At 73.1% G+C, this 20,310-nt stretch carries 13 protein-coding genes; 4 read left to right on the forward strand and 9 right to left on the reverse strand.

Features of this window, described 5'->3' with window-relative positions; all coding sequences use genetic code 11:
- Window positions 1–7 precede the first annotated feature (7 nt).
- From AB0N02_RS10670 to mtnA, 9 genes are all read right to left on the reverse strand, one after another.
- On the reverse strand, window positions 8–2,446 hold the full coding sequence (locus AB0N02_RS10670; protein WP_363944729.1) for a nitrate- and nitrite sensing domain-containing protein: 2,439 nt from the start codon (window positions 2,444–2,446) through the stop codon (window positions 8–10).
- Window positions 2,447–2,679: 233 nt separating this feature from the next.
- On the reverse strand, window positions 2,680–4,788 hold the full coding sequence (locus AB0N02_RS10675) for a prenyltransferase/squalene oxidase repeat-containing protein (RefSeq protein ID WP_363944731.1): 2,109 nt from the start codon (window positions 4,786–4,788) through the stop codon (window positions 2,680–2,682).
- Window positions 4,785–5,678 (reverse strand): terpene synthase family protein, encoded by an 894-nt coding sequence (locus AB0N02_RS10680; RefSeq protein WP_363944733.1) that lies wholly within the window; start codon window positions 5,676–5,678, stop codon window positions 4,785–4,787. Before AB0N02_RS10680 ends, AB0N02_RS10675 begins: the two co-directional genes overlap by 4 nt.
- The gene (locus AB0N02_RS10685) at window positions 5,675–7,057 is read right to left on the reverse strand and encodes a cytochrome P450 (protein WP_363944734.1); all 1,383 of its coding nucleotides are present in this window, start codon (window positions 7,055–7,057) and stop codon (window positions 5,675–5,677) included. Before AB0N02_RS10685 ends, AB0N02_RS10680 begins: the two co-directional genes overlap by 4 nt.
- Window positions 7,058–7,583: 526 nt before the next feature.
- The gene (gene meaB, locus AB0N02_RS10690) at window positions 7,584–8,552 is read right to left on the reverse strand and encodes a methylmalonyl Co-A mutase-associated GTPase MeaB (protein WP_363944736.1); all 969 of its coding nucleotides are present in this window, start codon (window positions 8,550–8,552) and stop codon (window positions 7,584–7,586) included.
- Window positions 8,536–10,713: a methylmalonyl-CoA mutase gene (gene scpA, locus AB0N02_RS10695; protein ID WP_363944738.1), complete on the reverse strand. Its 2,178-nt coding sequence runs from the start codon at window positions 10,711–10,713 to the stop codon at window positions 8,536–8,538. Before scpA ends, meaB begins: the two co-directional genes overlap by 17 nt.
- Entirely contained in the window at window positions 10,710–12,524 is a 1,815-nt protein-coding gene (locus tag AB0N02_RS10700) for a methylmalonyl-CoA mutase family protein (protein WP_363944740.1), read from the reverse strand. Before AB0N02_RS10700 ends, scpA begins: the two co-directional genes overlap by 4 nt.
- Window positions 12,525–12,698: 174 nt before the next feature.
- Window positions 12,699–13,478 carry an N-acetylmuramoyl-L-alanine amidase gene (locus AB0N02_RS10705; RefSeq protein ID WP_363944741.1) on the reverse strand — a complete coding sequence of 260 codons (780 nt, stop codon included), beginning with the start codon at window positions 13,476–13,478 and terminating at the stop codon, window positions 12,699–12,701.
- A gap of 191 nt (window positions 13,479–13,669) precedes the next feature.
- A complete protein-coding gene (gene mtnA, locus AB0N02_RS10710) occupies window positions 13,670–14,650 on the reverse strand; it encodes an S-methyl-5-thioribose-1-phosphate isomerase (RefSeq protein WP_363944742.1) in 981 nt (326 codons plus the stop codon).
- 46 nt (window positions 14,651–14,696) lie between these two features.
- Here mtnA and AB0N02_RS10715 point away from each other — a divergent pair, with 46 nt between their 5' ends.
- The 4 genes from AB0N02_RS10715 (at window position 14,697) to AB0N02_RS10730 (ending at window position 20,296) form a co-directional block, all read left to right on the forward strand.
- Entirely contained in the window at window positions 14,697–16,400 is a 1,704-nt protein-coding gene (locus tag AB0N02_RS10715) for a protein kinase (protein ID WP_363944744.1), read from the forward strand.
- Between the two features lie 183 nt (window positions 16,401–16,583).
- Complete coding sequence (locus AB0N02_RS10720; RefSeq protein ID WP_363944746.1) at window positions 16,584–17,693, forward strand: DUF5925 domain-containing protein; 1,110 nt, start codon at window positions 16,584–16,586, stop codon at window positions 17,691–17,693.
- A 205-nt stretch (window positions 17,694–17,898) separates the two neighbouring features.
- Complete coding sequence (locus tag AB0N02_RS10725; protein WP_363944747.1) at window positions 17,899–18,381, forward strand: hypothetical protein; 483 nt, start codon at window positions 17,899–17,901, stop codon at window positions 18,379–18,381.
- A 277-nt stretch (window positions 18,382–18,658) separates the two neighbouring features.
- Window positions 18,659–20,296, forward strand: coding sequence for an ABC transporter substrate-binding protein (locus AB0N02_RS10730; protein WP_363944749.1), 1,638 nt, complete (start codon window positions 18,659–18,661; stop codon window positions 20,294–20,296).
- Window positions 20,297–20,310: the final 14 nt, after the last annotated feature.

The raw sequence follows: 20,310 nt of genomic DNA on the forward strand, positions 1-20,310 counted from the left end.
ACCGGCGTCACACGTGGGATCTGCCCTCGTCGGCGCGCTCACCCTCCTCGTCCAGCAACTGGGCGGCGTCGGAGCGGCCGCGGCGCGTGCCCTCCTGGAAGGAGGCCATGGCCGCGCGGATCGTCTCCGGGGAGCGTTCGTCCACGTCGTCGGGGTCGGGCTCGCGCGAGACCGGCGCGTCCTCCTGCAGCGGCGCCGCGAGGTGCGTCTGCGGCACCCGGCGCGGCAGGCCGCCGGGCGTGTGGCTGCTGTCGGGCGCGGGCATGATCGGGGGCAGCGCGGCGAGGGGGTCGTCGTGGTCGCCGGAGGCACCGTGACCACCAGGACCACCGGGACCACCGGGACCACCGGGCATCCGGGGGCCGGTGACCGGCCGTGTCACCTCCCGTGTCACCTCCCGCCGCGCGGGGGGCGGCGTACCGGCGGACTCGTCGATGGCCCTCTCCCTCCTGTCCGCCGGCCTGCCTCCGGCGACTCCCAGCGGATCCGCGCCCCGGTCACGGGCTCCGGCGGAGGCTCCCGCCGCCAGCGCGCCGGCGCTCACCGCGCGCGGCTGCGGCACGGCCACGCCGGGGACGGCCTCCGGCTCCACCTGCTCCTCGACCAGTTCCTGCGGGATCAGCACGACGACGGTCGTGCCCCCGTACGGCGAGGCCTTGAACGTCACCCGGATCTCGTGCCGCTCGGCCAGGCGGCTGACCACGTACAGCCCGAGACGGGCGTTGCCCGACAGCTTGAGCTCGGGCGGGTTCGCGATCCGCTCGTTGGCCGCCGCGATGTCCTCCGGGCTCATGCCCAGGCCCCGGTCCTCGATCTCGATCGCGTGCCCGTGGGCCACGGCGTAGCCGCTGACCTGCACCGTGGTGTAGGGCGGGGAGAAGGAGGCGGCGTTCTCGACCAGCTCGGCGATCAGGTGGATGACGTCGCCGACGGCGCGGCCGTCCAGCGCGACCTCTCCCAGCGGCAGCACGTCCACCCGGGTGTAGTCCTCGATCTCGGCCAGCGCGCCGCGGACCACGTCGATCATCGGCACCGCGTCGCGCCAGGCGCGTCCCGGCGAGGCTCCCGAGAGCACGAGGAGGTTCTCGGCGTAGCGCCGCATGCGGGTCGCCAGGTGGTCGAGCCTGAACAGGTCGCGGAGCTCCTGCGGGTCGTTCTCCCTGCGTTCCATGACGTCCAGCACGCTCAGCTGGCGGTGGACGAGCGACTGGGTGCGGCGGGCGAGGTTGCGCAGGATGTCGGCGATGTCGCGCCGCAGCTGCGCCTGCTCGACCGCGACCTTGACGGCGGTGCGCTGCACGGCGTTGAACGCCTGGCCGACGTGGCCGATCTGGTCGTTGCCGAACTCCAGCGGGGGCGCCTCCGCCGCGACGTCCACCTCCTGCCCGTGACCGATCCGCTCGACCACGGAGGGCAGCCGCTCGTTGGCCAGCTCCCAGGCCGCGACCCGGAGCTTGTCGAGCTGCCGGACGAGGGCCCGCGCGGTGGTGATGGACAGGACGATGGAGGCGATGACGGCCAGGAGTCCGAGGCCACCGGCCAGCGAGAGCCGTACGATCACTCCGACCGCGACCGGCCGCGCCCGCTCCACGACCCCGTTTCCGGCGTTCAGCACCGTTTCCTGGAGCTTGGCCAGCACGGGCTGGGAGGCCGCGGCCCACTGCCTGGCGTCGACGGGCTCGGCGAGGCCGCCCCGGATGAGCCGGTCCTCCACGGCGCGCAACCGGGTGAAGGGCTCACTGGCGGCCAGCCGCTCGGTGACCTCGCGGTCGGCGGCGGGCAGCTCGGCGAGGGTCTCCTGGAACAGGAAGCGCCTGGTTCCGACGGTCTGGGCGAACAGGGCGCGCTCGCTCTCGGTCAGGCGGCCCGCGGCCAGGCCGCCGGTCGCCAGGGCGTCCTCCTCAGAGAAGACCTCCCTGGCCCGGCTCAGCTGGATGATCGTCCGGGTGTCCTTGGCGATGCCGGCGTCGTCGAGCGTCGCCATCGAGTCGTAGATGCGGTACAGGGAGTCGATGACGTCGGTGAAGGTGTCCGCCGCGCGGATCCGGTCGACCGTTCCCGTGTCGATGCCCTTGCGGCCCGCCCGCAGGCCGTCCAGTTTCCGGAACATCTCGTCGACGCGCCGCTGGAGGGCGGCGGTTCCCAGCAGCCGCACGTCGGAGCCGCCGGCGAGGGTCCGGAAATTCTCGTCGGCCTCCTCTGTGCGCCTGCGCTGGGCGCCCAGTGCCTCACGTTGCTGACGGGCCGGTCCCGGGGTGCCGAGATAGGCCAGGCTGAGCCTGCGCTCGTTCTGCAACTCGACCAGGAGGCGCTCGCTCGGCTCGGCGATGCCCGTGTCGAGCCTGGCGACGCCCAGCATGTTCAGACCTTCACGTACGGTGACCCACGCAGTGAAGATCCACAGGGCGATAAGTGACACCAGCAGTGCCGTAACCTTGGTCCGCAAACGCGCATTGCGCAACCGCATAGCACCCATCCTGGCAAAAGTGAAAGAAAGTCACATTATGTTTCACGATGATTAATGTGTGTGAATAAATCGACGCCACATTGCACCGGTTGACGGCGTCCAGCATGGCACCCGGAGAACCTTAGCAATGTCGCCAATTACACTCAAGACAACATTGACCGGATGTGGCCACCATCCCTTTTCGCAGATGAAAATTCTGTAGTCAATTACGGTTACCGTCCGTTATCGGATATGCGCCGCCCGGCCATGGAGGAGGAGGCCGAGGAGGGCGAAGTAGACACAGAAGAGGACACCGGGGACATCGCGGCGGGCGCCGTGGAGGACGGCTGCGTGACCGGCGGGGAGAGGGGCGCCGTCGCCGATGTGGCGGACGGCACACGGAACGGGGTGCGGTACATCCCACGGGATGGGATGCGGGACAGAGCATGGGGGGCGGGCTGGGACAATGCCCGCCGCGCCAGGTGCAGTGCGCCCAGGATCGCGGCCCTGACGATCGCCGCCGGGAAGTACAGGTCCTTGTCGTGCCAGAGCGCCGGAGCCTCGACCGGCTCGCCGTGCCCGGTGACGGAGGCCAGCAGGCTGCGGTACCCGCGTGCCACGGCCGTCTCGCGCCGCCGGTCGCCCGCGGCGTCCGCGCGTCCGGACGCACCGGCGGCCGGACGCACCGGCTCCGGCCGTCCCGCCGGGGCCGTCAGGAGCAGGGTCTGCAGGGCGTACGCCGTCTCCTCCGCCGTTCCCGCCCGGTGTCCCCAGGAGCCGTCCTCCCGCTGGGTGTCCAGCAGCCACCGGACGGCCGCGCGCACCGCGTCCGCCGACTCCTCGCCGCCGTAGTCCTCCAGGGCGAGCGCGCAGCAGGCCGTCGCGTAGTACGGCGAGGCGTGCCAGCGGTCGGACCAGCTTCCGTCGGCTCGCTGGCGGCCGCGCAGCCAGGCGGACAGCTTGCCCACGGCCGCGGTGTAGCGCGACACCGCTCCGGACGGCGCAGCCTCCGAGGTCACGGCCCCGGACCGGACCGCCGGGGAGGGTTCCGCCCCCGACGGCACGCCCCTGGATCGGACCACCCCTGAGGCCCCCGCGGCCAGGCGCGCGTACTCGCCGAAGGCGTCGAGCACGTGCGCGTTGACCGTCGGCGAGGCCCCCTCCTCCCCCTGCCAGGTGCAGAAGTGGGTCTCGGTCTCGTACTCCCACAGGCTGTCCGGTTCGCGCGGGACCCGCAGCAGCGCCAACGCGTACAGGGCGACGGAGGTGGTGTCGGCGTCCGGCGGCAGCCCCGGCCCCGCCGCCGAGCCGCCGGGACCGATCGCGGCGTCCAGGCCGGTCACCAGTTCCTCCGGCACGGCGACGGGGACGCCCGCGCGCCGCAGCCAGCTCAGCGCCCAGCCCCGTTCGAAGGCCGCGACGGGGGTGGCGCAGGGCACGGGGCCGCCGTACCTGCCGGCGACCGCCTCCAGATATCGCCGCACGGGGGAACCCGTGTCACCGGCTCCCCCGGCGCCGAGCCAGGCGGCACCGGCGGCGGGCGAGGCGCCGACCGCGCCGGCCGTCTCCCCCGCGCCGGTCTCCGCCAGGTCCGGGATCGGGGTCGGCACGACCCCCGGGGCTCCGGCGGCGGCCTCCCCGACCGTCTCCAGCGCGTGCAGCACCTTCTGCGGGACCGCCGCGCCCGAGGTCAGCCGGGCCCGGATCGCCGACAGCTTCGCGCCGTCCATGCCCGCCGGGAGCGTCAGCGGCTCCCACTCGCCCATCGCTTCCAGATGCCCGTTGATCATGGCGGTCAGCGCGGGCACGATGAGCTCGATCGCCGGCATGTCGGGCAGGTCGCGCGGGCCGGACGCCGAGAGACCGGGGAAACCGGGGATGCCGGATCCGTCCGGCCGCCCGCGCAGGGCGTCGAGTCCCCGCCGCGCGGCCCCGGCCACCTCGTGGCGGCCGGGACGGGGGCCGTGGCGGCGCAGTTCCGCGATCAGCGCCTCGGTCGCGCCGAGGGTGGGGACCAGCGCGTATCCGCCCGGCCCGCCCCAGGTGCCATCCGGCCGCTGGGCGGCCAGCAGGAACTCGACGCGCTCGGCGTGCCCGGTCAGCCACGGGGCCAGGCTCACCAGCCGGCCGGTCTCGTACGCCGACGGGGAGACCTGGCCCCAGGGGTCGGCCAGGAGCCCGGCGACCAGCTCGCGCGCCTCCCCGGCCACGTCGATCGCCGCGGGACCCGCCTTTCGCGCCGTGTCCGCGAGCACCGCGCCCGCGGCCCGTTCCCTGAACCGCCGCCCCAGGTCGGGAGGCTGCTGGGCGGTACCGGGCATGAGGAGGTCGTCGACGCTCACAGCGTTCCCCAGTAGTCGGTGACCTGGTAGAAACCGGCGCAGAAGTCCATCTGCCGCTCGAGGTAGTCCGCCTGCTCGGGGTCGTCGGCCCGCAGCGGGGCGATCAGCTCCCGGCTCCGGGCCGCGAGCTCGGCGACGTGCCGCTCGACCTCGGGGCGGGTGAGGCCGAGCAGCAGCACGTTGAGGTCGCCCCAGGTCACGTCGCGCTCGTAGGTGCCCAGGTCGTTGAGGAGGCGGATCACCCGCTGCACCGCCCGGTAGGCCTCGGTGACCCGGCCGAGGTCGCCGGTGACGTCGCCGGTGACGTCGCCGCCGGCGGTGTAGAGCCAGTGGGAGGCGAAGGCGAAGGAGAATCCGAGGTTGTCGGCGTTGCCGAGATACTCCTCGAACGTCGGGGTGACCTTCCCCGCCTTCCAGTGCCACTCCACCAGCATCGCCTCCAGCATCCGGCGCAGCTCCTCGCGCCAGAGCGGCCCAAGCACGGGGAAGGCGGGCGCGGCGGCGAGTTCGTCGCGGATGGCGGCGAGCATCAGGGTGAGGTCGTCGCCCTCGGAGGGGGAGGCGCCGTCGGCGACCTCCAGGCAGCGCCGCACGATGTCGTCCACCTCCCGCGCGGAGGTGGCGACGTAGTCGATGAGCCAGTCCAGCCCGAACGCCCACAGGCAGACCTTGTTGGCCATCTGCAGCCGCTCGGCGGTGAACCGGGGCCCGCTGAAGGCCATGGCCAGCGACAGGGTGCTGTAGAGGGCGTCGTCGAACGGCCTGGCCGAGAACAGGCCGGGGTAGGCGGCCGCCCAGCTGCGCATGCCGCGCTGGGACTGCCCGGCGACGGCGCAGATCGCCCCGCACTCCGTGGCCGGGGGCGGCGTGGGACCGGTGGCGCCCGTCACGCCGCCACGCCCGGGGCGCTCCGGAGGGGGACGAGGTTCAGCATGACCTTCTCGCGAGGCCTCAGCGAGGCGGCGGGGAACGGCGTCATCGGCCCGGCGGTGACGACCTCGGGACGGAACCGGCTCATGATCGCGGCGACCATGAGGGGCGCCTCGACGTCGAACAGATGCCTGCCCAGGCACTGGTGCGGACCGCCGCCGAAGGGGAAGTAGGAGTACCTGTGCCTGCGCTCCTGCGCGTCGGGGGCGAACCGCTCGGGGTCGAACTCCAGCGGGCGGTCCCAGAACGCGTCCAGCCGGTGCGTGGCGTAGGGGCTGATCAGCACCTGCGCGCCCGCCTTGACGCGCACGCCGCCGACCTCGGCGGACTTCGTCGCCATCCGGGGGAAGATCCAGCCCGCCGGGTAGAGACGCAGAAGCTCCTGCAGCACCATGCGCGTGTAGCGCAGTTCGGGAAGATGCCCGGGTACGGCGGGCCCGGCGCCGACCACGCGGTCGACCTCCTCGCGGAGCCTGGCCGCGACCTCCGGGTGGTCCTGCAGGATCGGCCACAGCCAGGTCAGGGTCATGGCCGTCGACTCCGAGGCCGCGCCGTAGACGCTGACGAGGTTGTCGCGGATCTGGCGGTCGTCGATCCCCGTCCCGTCCTCCTCCCCGACCCGGCAGAGCGCGGAGATGACGTCGAGGCCGTCGCCGTGGTCGGCCCGCGCCCTGCGGATCACCGGGAACACCACGTCGTCCACCGTCCTGACGGCCTTCATGAAGGCCCGGTCCCCGGGCACCCGGACCGAGTAGGGCATGAACGGCATGAGCAGCCGGAAGTTGATCGAGGTGGCGGCCGTGTCGTAGGCGGGGGCGAGGCGCTCGCCCTCCTCGCGGGTGATCCTGTCGCCGAACAGCACCCTGAGGACGGCCCGGTTCACGATCCTGGACATCTCCTCCATGACGTCGATGGGCTGTCCGGCCTGGGCGTACTCGTCCAGCTCCGCGACGCGCGCGTTGATCACCCCGGCCATCTCCCCGGCGATCGAGTCGATGTACCGCCTGGTGAAGAGGGGTTGCAGGATCTTCCTGCTGGACTCCCACGGCTCGTCCTCGCCGAGGACGCTGGCGCCGATCATGCGGCGCAGGGGACGCCAGAACATGCCTTCGCGGCGGTAGTTCGTCCAGTCGGACCTCAGCACCTGCTGGACGTGGTCGGGGTGGGTCACCAGGTAGGGACGCAGGGGGCCCAGTCTCAGGCGGACGATCTCTCCGCCGGCCCTCCTGCCCATCTCGGCCAGCGCGTTCACCGGATCTCTCAGCAGCCCGGACAGTGTGCGGTGAACCGGGACCGTTCCGTTCCGCCGGAGCACTCCGGCGGTCGCGTCGATCGACATCGCTACGTTCTCCCACCTCGCGTGACGCGAACCTACGCAGCGTGACCACCGCCCTCGGCGACGCCGGGACGGCGGGGGTGCAATCAGGGATCGAGCCACGCCGTTGTGGCCTGCCCCACACGGGAAACGGTCAGGGCCGGTCGACCGGCAGCCCCTCCGGGATCTTCCCGCGCCTCGCCATGCGCCCTCTCACAGTTGCGTATCTAAAGGTGCTTTATTACGACTTTCGTAACCCTTTGGGCGAAGTATCACATGATCGATAGGGGGCGATCAAGCGCGTGGCCGGATAATAGTTTTACGATAACTATGATGAATCAGTTTATTAATCAAGTATTCATGTAATGTAGTCAGAATTCGCAAACCAGTTCCCACGGATGGTCACGCAGCGCGACGGGTGCCGCACGACACGGCAGGGAATACGGTCCCGTCCGGCACGGAATACGGCACGCGGAGGCGGGACCCGGCCGGGCCGGAGACTCGGCCCGGCCGGGCGGGGCTCAGCGCCCGAGCCCGGCCGGGCGGGGCTTCAGCGCCCGAAGGCGTCCAGGAGACGGTCGGCGGCGAGAGAGGGCGTCAGGCCGCCCTCCTGGACCTCCCGCTCGACCTCGGCGGCGATCTCGGCGACCCGCGGGTGCTCGCGGAGCCCGGCCAGCAGCCGCTCGGTCACCAGCGCCCAGGTCCACCCGACCTGCTGGTGGCGGCGGCGGGCGTCGAGCTCGCCGGAGACCGCCATGGCGTCCTGGTGCCGGACGACCTGTTCCCAGAGCTCGTCCAGGCCGGTCCCCTCAAGGCCGCTGCAGGTGAGCACCGGCACCGTGCGCTCCGAGCGCAGCAGCCGCATCGCCCCGGCCAGCTCCCTGGCCGCCTTCCTGGCCTCCAGTTCGTGCGGGCCGTCGGCCTTGTTGACCGCGATCACGTCGGCGAGCTCCAGCACACCCTTCTTGATGCCCTGCAGCTGGTCGCCGGTCCTGGCCAGGGCGAGCAGCAGGAAGGTGTCCACCATGTCGGCGACCGCGGTCTCCGACTGGCCGACGCCGACGGTCTCGACGAGCACCACGTCGTATCCCGCCGCCTCGACCACCACCATCGCCTCGCGGGTCGCCTTGGCGACCCCGCCGAGCGTGCCCGAGGTCGGCGAGGGGCGGATGAAGGCGCCGGGCTCCGCGGCCAGGCGGGACATCCTGGTCTTGTCCCCCAGGACGCTGCCGCCGGTCCTGGTGGAGGACGGGTCGACGGCGAGCACGGCGACGCGGTGCCCCCGCCCGGTCAGGCGCACGCCGAGCGCGTCGATGAACGTGGACTTGCCGGCCCCCGGCACGCCGGTGACGCCGACCCTGCGCGCCCGGCCCGCGAGCGGGGTCAGCTCGGCCAGCACCCGCTGGGCGAGCTCGCGGTGGTCGGCCCGGGAGGACTCGACCAGCGTGATCGCACGGGCGATCCACACCCGCGAGCCCTCCTTGACCCCCTGGACGTAGTCCTCAAGCGTCCGCGGCATGGCCCAGCCGGGTGAGCAGATCGGCGACCAGGCCCCTGGCGGCGTCGGCGATCACGGTGCCGGGCGGGAAGATCGCCGACGCCCCGGCCGCGCGCAGCTCGTCGAAGTCGCCCGGCGGGATGACGCCGCCGACCACGATCATGACGTCGTCCGCGCCCAGCTCGGCGAGCGCCTCGCGGAGGGCGGGGACCAGCGTCAGGTGACCGGCGGCCAGCGAGGAGACCCCGACCACGTGCACGTCGGCCTCGACCGCCTGGCGGGCGACCTCCTCCGGCGTCTGGAACAGCGGGCCGACGTCCACGTCGAAGCCGAGGTCGGCGAAGGCGGTCGAGATCACCTTCTGTCCCCGGTCGTGGCCGTCCTGCCCCATCTTGGCCACCAGGATCCGGGGGCGGCGGCCCTCAAGGCGCTCGAACTCGGCGCAGGCCGTACGGACCTCGTCCACGCCGGATCCCACCTCCTCGCGGTAGACACCGGAGATCGTGCGGATCTGGCCGGCGTGGCGGCCGAACACCCGTTCCAGGGCGTCGGAGATCTCCCCGACCGTGGCCTTGGCCCGCGCCGCCTCGACGGCCAGCGCGAGCAGGTTGCCGTCGCCCGCCGCGCCCTTGGTGAGCGCCTCCAGCGCCTGGTTCACCGCCCCGGCGTCCCGCTCCTCGCGCAGGCGGCGGAGCTTGTCGAGCTGCTGGGCGCGGACCGCGCTGTTGTCGACCTTGAGCACCTCGATGGGCTCGTCGGCGTCGGGACGGTACTTGTTGACGCCGATGACCGGCTGGCGCCCGGAGTCGATGCGGGCCTGGGTGCGGGCGGCGGCCTCCTCGATGCGGAGCTTGGGCAGGCCCTGGTCGATCGCCCTGGCCATGCCTCCCGCGGCCTCGACCTCCTCGATGTGCGCCCACGCCCTGGTGGCCAGCTCGTGGGTGAGCCGCTCGACGTAGTAGGAGCCGCCCCAGGGGTCGATCACCCGGCAGGTGCCGGACTCCTGCTGCAGCAGCAGCTGGGTGTTGCGGGCGATCCTGGCGGAGAAGTCGGTCGGCAGGGCGAGGGCCTCGTCGAGGGCGTTGGTGTGCAGCGACTGGGTGTGTCCCTGGGTCGCGGCCATCGCCTCGACGCAGGTGCGCACGACGTTGTTGAAGACGTCCTGGGCGGTGAGCGACCAGCCCGAGGTCTGCGAGTGGGTGCGCAGCGACAGCGACTTGGGGTTCTTCGCCCCGAACCCGGACACCAGGCGCGCCCACAGCAGCCGGGCGGCGCGCAGCTTGGCGACCTCCATGAAGAAGTTCATGCCGATGCACCAGAAGAACGACAGCCGCGGCGCGAACCTGTCGATGTCCAGTCCCGCCTCGACACCGGCCCTGAGGTACTCCACGCCGTCGGCGAGGGTGTAGGCCAGCTCCAGGTCGCACGTGGCCCCGGCCTCCTGGATGTGGTACCCGGAGATCGAGATCGAGTTGAACTTGGGCATCCGCTCGCTGGTGTAGGAGAAGATGTCGGAGATGATCCGCATCGACGGGCCCGGCGGGTAGATGTAGGTGTTGCGGACCATGAACTCCTTGAGGATGTCGTTCTGGATGGTCCCCGCCAGCTGCTCGGGCGCCACCCCCTGCTCCTCGGCGGCCACGATGTAGAGCGCGAGCACCGGGAGCACCGCGCCGTTCATGGTCATCGACACGCTCATCCGGTCGAGGGGGATCCCGTCGAAGAGCTGCCGCATGTCGTAGATGGAGTCGATGGCGACGCCCGCCATGCCCACGTCACCGGCCACGCGCGGGTGGTCGGAGTCGTAGCCGCGGTGGGTCGCCAGGTCGAAGGCGACCGACAGGCCCTTCTGCCCCGCGGCGAGGTTGCGCCGGTAGAAGGCGTTGGACTCCTCGGCGGTCGAGAACCCGGCGTACTGCCTGATGGTCCACGGCTGGTTGACGTACATGGTCGGGTACGGCCCGCGCAGGTACGGCGCCGCCCCCGGATAGGTCCGCGGGAAGTCGAGCCCGGCCAGGTCGTCGGCCGTGTAGAGCGGCTTGACGCCGATCCCCTCCGGCGTCTCCCACACCAGCTCCTCGGGGGTCTTCCCGGTGGCCCGCCGTACGGCCCGCGCCCAGTCCTCCGGGTCCGGCGCCGGGCGCTCGGACGCCAGCCCGATTCCGGAGAAGTCGGGAATCATCGAGCCACCTCCAGGTCCTCGAACGTGGTACGGAGCACACCGAGGGCGTCGCACCCGGCGTAGAGGGTGGCGTCCACCCCCGCGTACTCTCCCTTCCCCGCCAGCCACACCTTCCTCGCACCGGCCTCGCGCAGCGCGGCGGCCACGGCCTCGGCGTGCTCGCCGTACAGCCGGTCGCTGGAGCACAGGCAGGCGATCCTCGCGCCGCTGGCGGCGAACGCCTCGGCGATCAGGGCGGGGTCGGCGGTGGTCCCGGCGGTCCCGGCGGTCCCGGCGGCCCCGGCGGCCCCGGCGGGGTCGGCGGCCTGCCGTGCCGGGGCGGTGACCGTGGCGATCCCCCCGGCCTGGAACAGGTTGGCCGCGAACGACGCCCTGGCGGTGTGGGCGGCGACCGGGCCGATGGTGGCCAGGAACACGCTGGGCCTGACCTCCTGGGCGTCGGCCAGGTCACGCAGCGCCTCGAACTCCTGGGCGTAGCGGACGCCCCCGGCGCCGCCCGGCCTGGGCTCGCGGACCGGGATCCGTTCGGCGAGGTCGGGGAACTCGCTCACACCGGTGATCGGGTCACGGCGGTGGGCGATGTTGTCCGAGCGCTCGCGCCAGGTGGCGGCGAGCCGGTCGGCGACGAGCCCGGACTCCAGTGCGGCGGCCATGCCGCCGGCGCGCTCTATCTCCTGGAACCACTCCCAGGCCTTGCCCGCCAGGTCCTCGGTGAGCCGCTCGACGTACCAGGAGCCGCCCGCCGGGTCGATCACCCGGGCCACCCCCGCCTCCTCGACGAGCAGCGACTGGGTGTTGCGCGCGATGCGGCGGGCGAAGGCGTCCGGCAGCCCCAGGCGGGCGTCGAACGGCTGCACGGTGACCGCGTCGGCCCCGCCGACGCCCGCGGCGAAGCAGGCCAGCGTGGTGCGCAGCATGTTCACCCACGGGTCGCGGGCGGTCATCATGGCCGAGCCGGTCACGGCGTGCTGCCGCTGTCCCGCGCCCGTCCCGGCCCCGCACACCTCGGCGACCCGGGCCCAGAGCCCGCGCGCGGCGCGGAGCTTGGCGACGGTGAGGAACTGGTCCGCGGTCGCGGCGTAGCGGAACTCCAGCTGCCCGAACGCCTCCTCGACGGTCAGGCCCGCCTCGGTCAGCGTCCGCAGGGCGGCGACCCCGGCGGCGATCGAACAGCCGAGCTCCTGGGCGTCGCCACCGCCCGCGTCGTGGTACGGCGTGCCGTCGACCACGATCGCCCGCAGTGCCGGGAAGTCCGCCACGCAGCGCCGGGCCAGCTCGGCGGCGGTCCCGGCGTCGCGGAGCGGGTCGGCGCCCAGGTTGCCCGAGAGCTCCGAGGGCGCGATCCCCTTCCGCCCGGCCAGCGCGATCAGCGTCTCGGCCGCCTCGCGGGAGCGCTCTCCCGCGTCCAGCGTGACCGAGATCAGCTCCAGGTAGACCCGGTCGAGCACGCGGGGCAGGTCCTCGGGTTCCAGGGCGAGCCAGAGTGAGGTGACCCCGTTCTCCAGGTCGGCGAGGACCGCCTCGGGGTCGGCCACCTCGTGCCGCTGCCTGACGTCCCAGCCGCCCTCGGGACGCGAGCCCCGGATGTAGGGGGCCGAACCGGGCAGGCCGGGATCACCGGAAACATCCGATTCGTCGTAGAGCGGCGCGATGGTCACACCGTCGTAGGTCGTGGAGGACAGGGCCTCCTCGGGAGAGCCGGTCTCGATCCCGGACTTGCGCAGAACACCGAGCGCCAGCTCGCGCCACCGCTCCCGCGTGATCGGCGGGAAGGGGGCGGCCGTTCGGAGTTCCTCAGGCGGCACCGTCATGAACCGGATAGTAAGCCCACCGCCCGAGAACGTTCCTCCGGGGTCCCGGCCACCGGACGATCCCGTCCGGTGACCGTGACTCCCCCATGGCCTTCCCGCGACTCTCCCGTGGTCTCCCGCGCCCGTCTCCCGGGGACTCTGCGGGTCTCCTCCCCGCGCCGGCCCCGGCCCGTCTCAGGTGACCGGCGCCTTCCAGGAGGCGTCCCAGGTGACACGGTCGACGGCACCGGTGACCTGCAGACTCTTCTCCTTCTGGAAGCCGCGGCAGACCTCGCGGGAGCGCTCGCCGTACAGGCCGTCGGCGTCGAGGCTCCAGCCCCGGGTGCGCATCTGCCGCTGCCAGGTGCGGACGTCCTCCCCGCTCATGAGCGGCGGGTACTTCAGGACACGCCCGGGGAAGGGCGGGTACGACGGCTCGCCCGGCTCCTTGGGGCCCTCGCCCCCGCCGGGGCGTGGGGCGCCCTTCTTCACCCAGGCGTACAGCGGCCCGCCGGGGCAGTCGGTCGAGTAGCCGTCGCGGTGTCCCTTGATCTCCCTGCCCGCGCCGCCCTTGTCACGGAGGTACTCGACGGCGTCGAGGATGCCGTTCAGGAGGGCGTCGTTCGGCTGGGTCAGCCCCGCGTTGCCGATCATGCCGAGCACGGCGTAGTGGTCGCTGTTGAGCCCGGCGCCGTTCGCGGCGGGCAGGTGGTTGGGCCCGCGGCCCTCGAAGACCTTGCGGTGCGGGCAGACCAGCATCGAGTAGCCGACGTCCATCCAGCCGTTGCCGTCCATGTGGAAGTTCTGGATGGCCCTCACCATGGCCACGCACTTGGCGTGGTCGTTGACGATGTCCGGGCTGACCTGGCCGCCGGTGTAGTGAACCTTGACACCTCTGGTCGAGCTGAGCCGCCCGTAGGAACCACGCGGCGCCCGGGCGCCCCACTCGCGACGGGTAACAAGATCGATGGCCACGAGATTTCTCCACGGTCGGGTTACAGGGGTTTACCGGAGCGTAATAGCAGACGCGTCGCCTCAGTGCATGGTTTACCAACTGATCTACTGATGAAACAGGCGAAACGGGGCTCCAGGTCGGGGGTGAACGGTGGAACGGAGGTTCCCTTACCGGCCACCGGGCGGCTAAACCCCGCCCGCCGCCCGCGCGGTCAGAGACGCTCACCCAGGCCGGGGCGGATCACCCGCCGCTCGGTGACGATGGCCGTGACGAGGTCGTGCGGGGTGACGTCGAAGGCCGGGTTCAGGGCGTCCGCCCCCTCCGGCGCCAGCCGTACCCCGCGCGCGCAGAGCACCTCCGCCGGGTCGCGCTCCTCGATCTCGATCGCGCTCCCGGTCGGGGTCGACAGGTCGACGGTGGTCTCGGGGGCCACGACGAGGAACGGCACGCCCGCGCGGCGGGCGCCGAGGGCCAGGGCGTACGAACCGATCTTGTTGGCCGTGTCGCCGTCGGCCGCGATCCGGTCGGCGCCGATCAGCACGGCGTCGGCGTGCCCCCTGGCGAGCAGGAACGGCCCCGCGGAGTCGGCGATCAGCCGGTACGGCGCGTCCATCCGGCCCAGCTCCCACGCCGTCAGCCGGGCGCCCTGGAGCAGGGGCCGGGTCTCCAGCGCCAGCGCCTCGACCAGCTGCCCCCGCTCGTGCAGGGTCTGTATGACGCCCAGGGCGGTGCCGCGCTCCACCGTGGCCAGGCCGCCGGTGTTGCAGATGGTCATGATCCGGACCTTGTCCCGCCCGGTGAGCTCGCGCACCAGGTCCGCGCCCCGCTCCCCCATCGCGCGGCAGGCCGCGACGTCGTCGGCCATGATCTGCAGCGCGCGGGCCAGCACCGCCTCGAACCCGTCGTCCAGCAGCTTGAGCGCCTCGTCGACGCCCCGGGCGAGGTTGACGGCGGTCGGCCTGGCCGCCCGCAGCCGGGCCGCGGCGGCCGCCGGATCAGGTTCGCCGCGCACCGCGAGCGCGACGCCGAGCGCCCCCGCGATCCCCAGGGCCGGAGCCCCCCGTACGGCCAGCCGCCGCACCGCCTCGACGAGCCCGTCGACCGTGTCGACCCTGATGAGGCGATACTCGTCGGGCAGCGCTGTCTGGTCCACGAGCTCGATGGCTCCGTCAACCCAGTCAATCGTCCGCATGCTTCAAATATCCACATACCGGGCGGTCATCGCTAGCCTTGCCCGCATGGCCGTGACCCCCCTCACCCCCGACGATCCCCCCGCGCTCGGAACGTTCCGGCTGGCCGGACGGCTCGGCGAGGGAGGGCAGGGCGTCGTCTATCTGGCGCACACGCCCGGCGGCGAGCCGGTCGCGGTCAAGCTGCTGTTCGGCCGCGACCCCGAGACACGGGCACGGCTGGCCAGGGAGCTGTCGGCGCTGGAGAGCGTCGCCCCCTTCTGCACGGCGCGCGTGCTGGCCGCCTCGGTCGACGGGCCCCGCCCCTACGTGGTGAGCGAGTTCGTCGACGGGCCCTCGCTGCAGCAGCGGATCCACGAGCGGGGACCGCTGCGGGACGGCGAGCTGGAACGCCTGGTGGTCGGCACGGCCACCGCGCTGGCCGCGATCCACTCGGCCGGGATCGTGCACCGGGACTTCAAGCCGGCCAACGTGCTGCTCGGCCCCGACGGCCCCCGGGTCGTCGACTTCGGCATCGCCAGGGCGGACGGCGCCGCGACGATGACCTCCGGGATCGTCGGCACCCCCTCCTACATGGCTCCCGAGCAGATCGGCGGCGCTCCCGCCTCCCCCGCCTCCGACGTGTTCGCCTGGGCGGCCACGATGGTCTGCGCGGCCAGTGGCCGCTCCCCGTTCGGGGCCGACACGCTGCCCGCCGTGCTGCACCGGATCCTGACCCACCAGCCGGACCTGTCGGTCCTGCCTCCCCGGTTCGCCGGGCTGATCGGCTCCTGCCTCGACAAGGACCCCTCCCGCAGGCCCTCGGCCCGTTCCCTGATGGTCAGCCTCGTCGCCCCGGACGCCCCGCCCTCGTCGCCCCCGCCGTCCACCGGGGACCTGGCCAGGATCGGCACCCTGATCGCCACGCCCCCCGGGGACGGAGAGGGCACGGGGCACGATCGCGGGGACGCCCGTACGGACCCCGTCGGCACGGACCACTCGGGCCCCGGCACCCGGGTGCCCTCGCGGCGGTCGCGGGGCGTCGCCGCGGGCGTGGCCCTCGTCGCGGCGTCCGTCGCGATCGCGGGGGGCGTCGCCGCCTGGTTCGCGCTGGGCGGCGGAGGAACCGGCGTCGCCCCGACCACCCCGACCACCCCGACCACCCAGGCCACCTCGGTCACCCCCACCGGAACCGGCCGGCCCCCGTCCGTCGCCCCCGACCGCAGCACGGCCCCACCTACCGGCCGTGGCGACGGCACGGACCCCTCCGCCACACCCGACGGCGGCACGGACCCCACCGCCGACCCCGGCGACGACGTAGACCTCCCGGGGGACACCCCGTCCGGGGACGACGACGCGGGGATCCCCGGCGACACCACCGACACCGCCGAGCCGACCCCGGAGACATCGAAGATGGCGGCGGCCCGGCGGCCCGGCGGCGGCCCGGGGATCCCCGCCGCGTTCGCCGGCACCTGGGCCGGGCACATCACGCCCAACCTCCCGATCGGCCTCAGCGAGCACGACGTGCGGATCGGCCTCACCGCGGGCAAGAGCTCGGGCTCGTGGACCGAACCGACCTCGGGCTGCTCCGGCACCCTCGAACTCACCGGGGGCGGCGCGACGGCCCTCGCCTTCAACCTGAAGGTGGACGACCCCGCCGCCTGCGTCGCGGGCACGCTGACCCTCACCCGCAAGGGAGACCGCCTCGACTACCACTGGGCCGACGGCCTCGGCCTCGGCACCGTCTACGAAGGGCGGCTGTCCAGGAGCTGACACGGAGCCCCGCCCCCGCCCCCGCCCCGGTCGCAGTCGCAGTCGCGGTCGCGGTCGCCCCGGCACGGCCGAGGCGCCGCGGGTCCCGCTCACCGGGGATCCGGAGACCCCGGAGGTCTCCCTGAGATTCCGGAAACCGAAATCCTCTCGACCTTCATGACGCCAAAGAGGATCATTACCGGTATGTCCGTACTGAGGGAGGTCAACTTCACCCCCGAATCCCACCCCGCGGAACTGCCGATCAACATCTGGCTCGACGACGGCGACTCGGCGATGGACGTGATCGACGCGCTCGCGCTGTCGCCGTTCGCGACCGGCGCGCAGCCGTGGTCGCGCACCACGGAACTGGAGCGGGTACGCGCCGACGCCCCGCTCGCGCCCGCCGCCGGGACCCTGGTCAGAGCGGCGCGGGAGGACGACGGCCGGGAGGCGCGGCTGATCCGCGGGGAGGGCTGGACACTTCGTGTGGTCCGTTACCGCAACCGCTCCGCGCTGGTCAGCGTGACCGCGGTGGACGACGGGCTGGCGCGCTCGGTGATCGAGGAGACCGTCAAGGACGCGGCCGAGCCCGCCCCGGAGAGCGACCACGTCGAGATGGGCTTCTGGTGGCAGGGCCCGCACGGTGCCCGCCGTTCCGGCAAGCCGATCACCGCCTCCCCCTGGGCACAGGTCAGCGGCAACTACGCCCGCTCCCTGGACGGCCCGCTGTCACGCCTGATGTCGGTCACCCCGGCCGACGTGCACGGTCGCCTGATCCTGCTGCACGGCCCGCCCGGCACCGGCAAGACCACGCTGCTGCGCACGCTCGCCCGCGAGTGGCGCTCCTGGTGCCAGGTGGACTGCGTGCTCGACCCGGAGCGCCTGTTCAACTCCCCCGGCTATCTGATGGAGGTCGCGGTCGGGTCCGACTCCGACGAGGAGGCGGGCAAGTGGCGGCTCCTCGTGCTGGAGGACTGCGACGAGCTGATCAGGTCCGGGGCCAAGGAGGCCACCGGGCAGGGCCTGTCCCGCCTGCTCAACCTGACCGACGGCCTGCTCGGCCACGGCCGCGACGTGCTGGTCGCCGTCACCACCAACGAGGACCTGGCGCGCCTGCACCCCGCCGTGGTCCGGCCGGGACGCTGCCTCGCCCAGATCGAGGTGGGAGCCCTGCCCCACGACGAGGCGTCCCGCTGGCTCGGCACCGGCGAGGGCGTCCCGCCGTCCGGCGCCACGCTGGCCGAGCTGTTCGCCCTGCGCGAGGGCTTCGGCAACACCTCGCCCGCCCCGGAGACCATCGGTCTCTACCTCTGACCCCTCCGAGCGCCCGCCCGCCTCGGCGCCGGGGCGGGAGCGGGGCGGTGCCGGGACGCCCGCGCCGTACTCCGTCACTCGGCGGACACCCGGGGCCGCCGGGGACCGCCGGTGAACCCGGAACGGACCCTCGCGGCCACGGCTCCGGCGGACGTGCGGGCGGCGCACTTACCCCGAAGGCACCGGGCGCCCTATCGTCCGGTGGGTGCGAACTCTCCGTCCTCAACGTTCCTCGCGGCGCGACCGGCAGCCGCGGCGCCACAGCCCGCTGAAGGCCCTCCTCCTGTCGGCCGGGATGGGATTCGTCCTCGTCGCGGGGATCGGCGTCATCGGCGACAGGATCAGCAGGGCGCACAACACCGTCAAGGCGAGCACTCCCGCGCCCGGTGACACCGCACCCGCCAGGTTCACGGGCGTCCCGTCGCCGACCGGGACGGAGGCCGTCCCGTTCCCGGACCGGCGCCGGACCCGCGCGCTCCTGGCCGCCCTCCGGGAGATCGACCCGGCGCTGGCCCACCGGCGGTCGGTCGGCCGGGCGCTGAGCTCGTGCCAGGACCTGGGGAGCGGGATGGATCGCTCCAGGGTGACGGAGCGGGTCCGCCTCCGCTTCGACGGCACGGCGAGGGTCGGCCCCCGGCGGGCGGAGCGGATCCTGACGGCGATCGAGAAGACGCTCTGCCCGTCCTGACGCCCGTCCTGAGAGGGCCCCGCCACGCGGGCGGCGCGTTCACGGGCGGACGATTCGATACGATCTTCCCCATCGGGAACGGCCGCGCGCGGGCCGTCGAGAACGCCGGACACGGGAGGCGACGGCGCGGGCGGCCGCCGCGGGAGCCGATCCGGCGGCGGTCCGGACCGCCGGACCCTGCCGTGTCCCTCTCGGCCACCCGCCGGAGCCCGCCGCGCGTGCGTGCGTCAGGGCCCCCGGTCCCCTCCCCGGCAGGCGAGAAGAAAGGACCATCACCATGCGCCGGCACAAGCGTGTGTCCGCCGCCGGACTGGCCGCCGCCCTCGCGTTGACGACCGCCGGATGCTCGGGCGGGACGATCCGCGGCGCACAGGACGCCCCACCGCCTGGCAAGTCCCCGGCGACACCGGCGGAGACGACGGGAGCGACGAAGGACGCGACCTTCGTCTACCTTCCGGACCGGAACGTGGTCACCGACTGGGATCCGGCGTCCGCGCACTCCGGCGAGATCGTCGTCATGCAGAACGTCTACGAGTCGCTGACCGTCTACGACCCGCGGACCGGCAAGCCGGAGCCGCGCCTGGCGACCGGCTGGACAAGCTCTCCCGACCGCCTGACCTGGACGTTCCGCCTGCGCGATGGCGTCACGTTCCACACCGGCAGGCCGGTCGACGCCGCCGCGGTCAAGGCCTCCATCGAGCGCACGAGGAAGACCGGCGCGGAGGCGGCCCGCATCTGGGACGCGGTCGACGGCATCGAGGCCAGGGACGCCGGGACGCTGGTCTTCACGCTGAGCCGTCCGGCTCCCCTCGACCTCGTCGCCTCCGCGGGCTACGGCGCCTACGTCTACGACACCGCCGCCGCCGGGTCCGGGGACCTGAAGAAGTGGTTCGCACAGGGCAGGGACGCGGGCAGCGGGCCGTACACCGTCGGCTCGTGGCGCGCGGGCGGGAAGGGCGAGCTGACCCTGAAGTCCTTCGACGGCTACTGGGGCGGCTGGAAGGGCGCCCACTACACCGAGGTCGCCTACCGCGTCACCCCCTCCCCCACCCCGCTGCTGCTCCAGCGTCAGGAGGCCTCGTTCATCCCGCGGCCCACCCCCGAGCTGCTCACCCAGGCGGAGAACCAGGGCGCGCGCGTGTCGCGGACCCCGTCGTTCGAGAACCTGCTCGCCCTCCTCAACACCCGGAGCGGACCGCTGCGGGAGGTCAAGGTACGGCAGGCGGTGCAGAAGGTGATCGACTACGACGCCCTGCTCACCGCGGTCGGCGACTCGATCGCCCCGGTCGGCGGCCTGATCCCCGAGGGGCTGCCGGGCTTCGCCCAGGGCGATCCGCCCAAACAGGACCTGGCCGGTGCCCAGGAGCTGCTCACGCGGGCGGGCTACGGCCCGGACATGAACGAGCTCACGCTCACGCTGACCTACGCCCGGGACGACGACGGCCAGCGGCGGCTCGTGACACTGCTCGCCGCGGCGCTGAAGCGGCTCAACGTCACGCTGAAGGCCACGCCGCTGTCGCGGAGCGCGCAGTGGGAGCGGGCCAGGGCCGCCGACCCGGCCGAGCGGCAGGACATCCTCCTCACGTACTGGCACCCGGACTACGCCGACGCCTCCTCCTGGTTCGCCGACCTGTTCCGCAGCGCGGAGCCGGTCTCGTTCAACGTCTCCTACCTGAACGACCCGGCCGTCGACGGCGCCGTCGACGCGCTGCCGAAGCTGCCGCCGGCCGACGTGACCGCCGCCGAACAGGCCTACGCCGACCTCCAGCGCAGGATCGTGACCGAGGAGGCCGCCGTGGCCGTGCCGTACGCGCGGCTCCACCGGCACGCCTACAGCGGGTCCATCCAGGGCTACGTGGACAATCCCGCCTATCCCGACGTGGTCTTCGTCCACGGGCTCACCCCCGGCGACTGACGGGCACATGACGG

Origin of the sequence: Streptosporangium sp. NPDC051022 (assembly GCF_040683035.1) — a bacterium.
Classification (GTDB): Bacteria; Actinomycetota; Actinomycetes; order Streptosporangiales; family Streptosporangiaceae; genus Streptosporangium.

What these genes read in the sequence shown, in the direction of transcription:
- AB0N02_RS10715 (WP_363944744.1), top strand. Translation starts at nt 14,697, where the DNA reads ATGGCCGTGACCCCCCTCACCCCCGACGATCCCCCCGCGCTCGGAACG.
- mtnA (WP_363944742.1), bottom strand. Translation starts at nt 14,650, where the DNA reads ATGCGGACGATTGACTGGGTTGACGGAGCCATCGAGCTCGTGGACCAG.
- scpA (WP_363944738.1), bottom strand. Translation starts at nt 10,713, where the DNA reads ATGATTCCCGACTTCTCCGGAATCGGGCTGGCGTCCGAGCGCCCGGCG.
- AB0N02_RS10700 (WP_363944740.1), bottom strand. Translation starts at nt 12,524, where the DNA reads ATGACGGTGCCGCCTGAGGAACTCCGAACGGCCGCCCCCTTCCCGCCG.
- AB0N02_RS10720 (WP_363944746.1), top strand. Translation starts at nt 16,584, where the DNA reads ATGTCCGTACTGAGGGAGGTCAACTTCACCCCCGAATCCCACCCCGCG.
- meaB (WP_363944736.1), bottom strand. Translation starts at nt 8,552, where the DNA reads ATGCCGCGGACGCTTGAGGACTACGTCCAGGGGGTCAAGGAGGGCTCG.
- AB0N02_RS10730 (WP_363944749.1), top strand. Translation starts at nt 18,659, where the DNA reads ATGCGCCGGCACAAGCGTGTGTCCGCCGCCGGACTGGCCGCCGCCCTC.
- AB0N02_RS10685 (WP_363944734.1), bottom strand. Translation starts at nt 7,057, where the DNA reads ATGTCGATCGACGCGACCGCCGGAGTGCTCCGGCGGAACGGAACGGTC.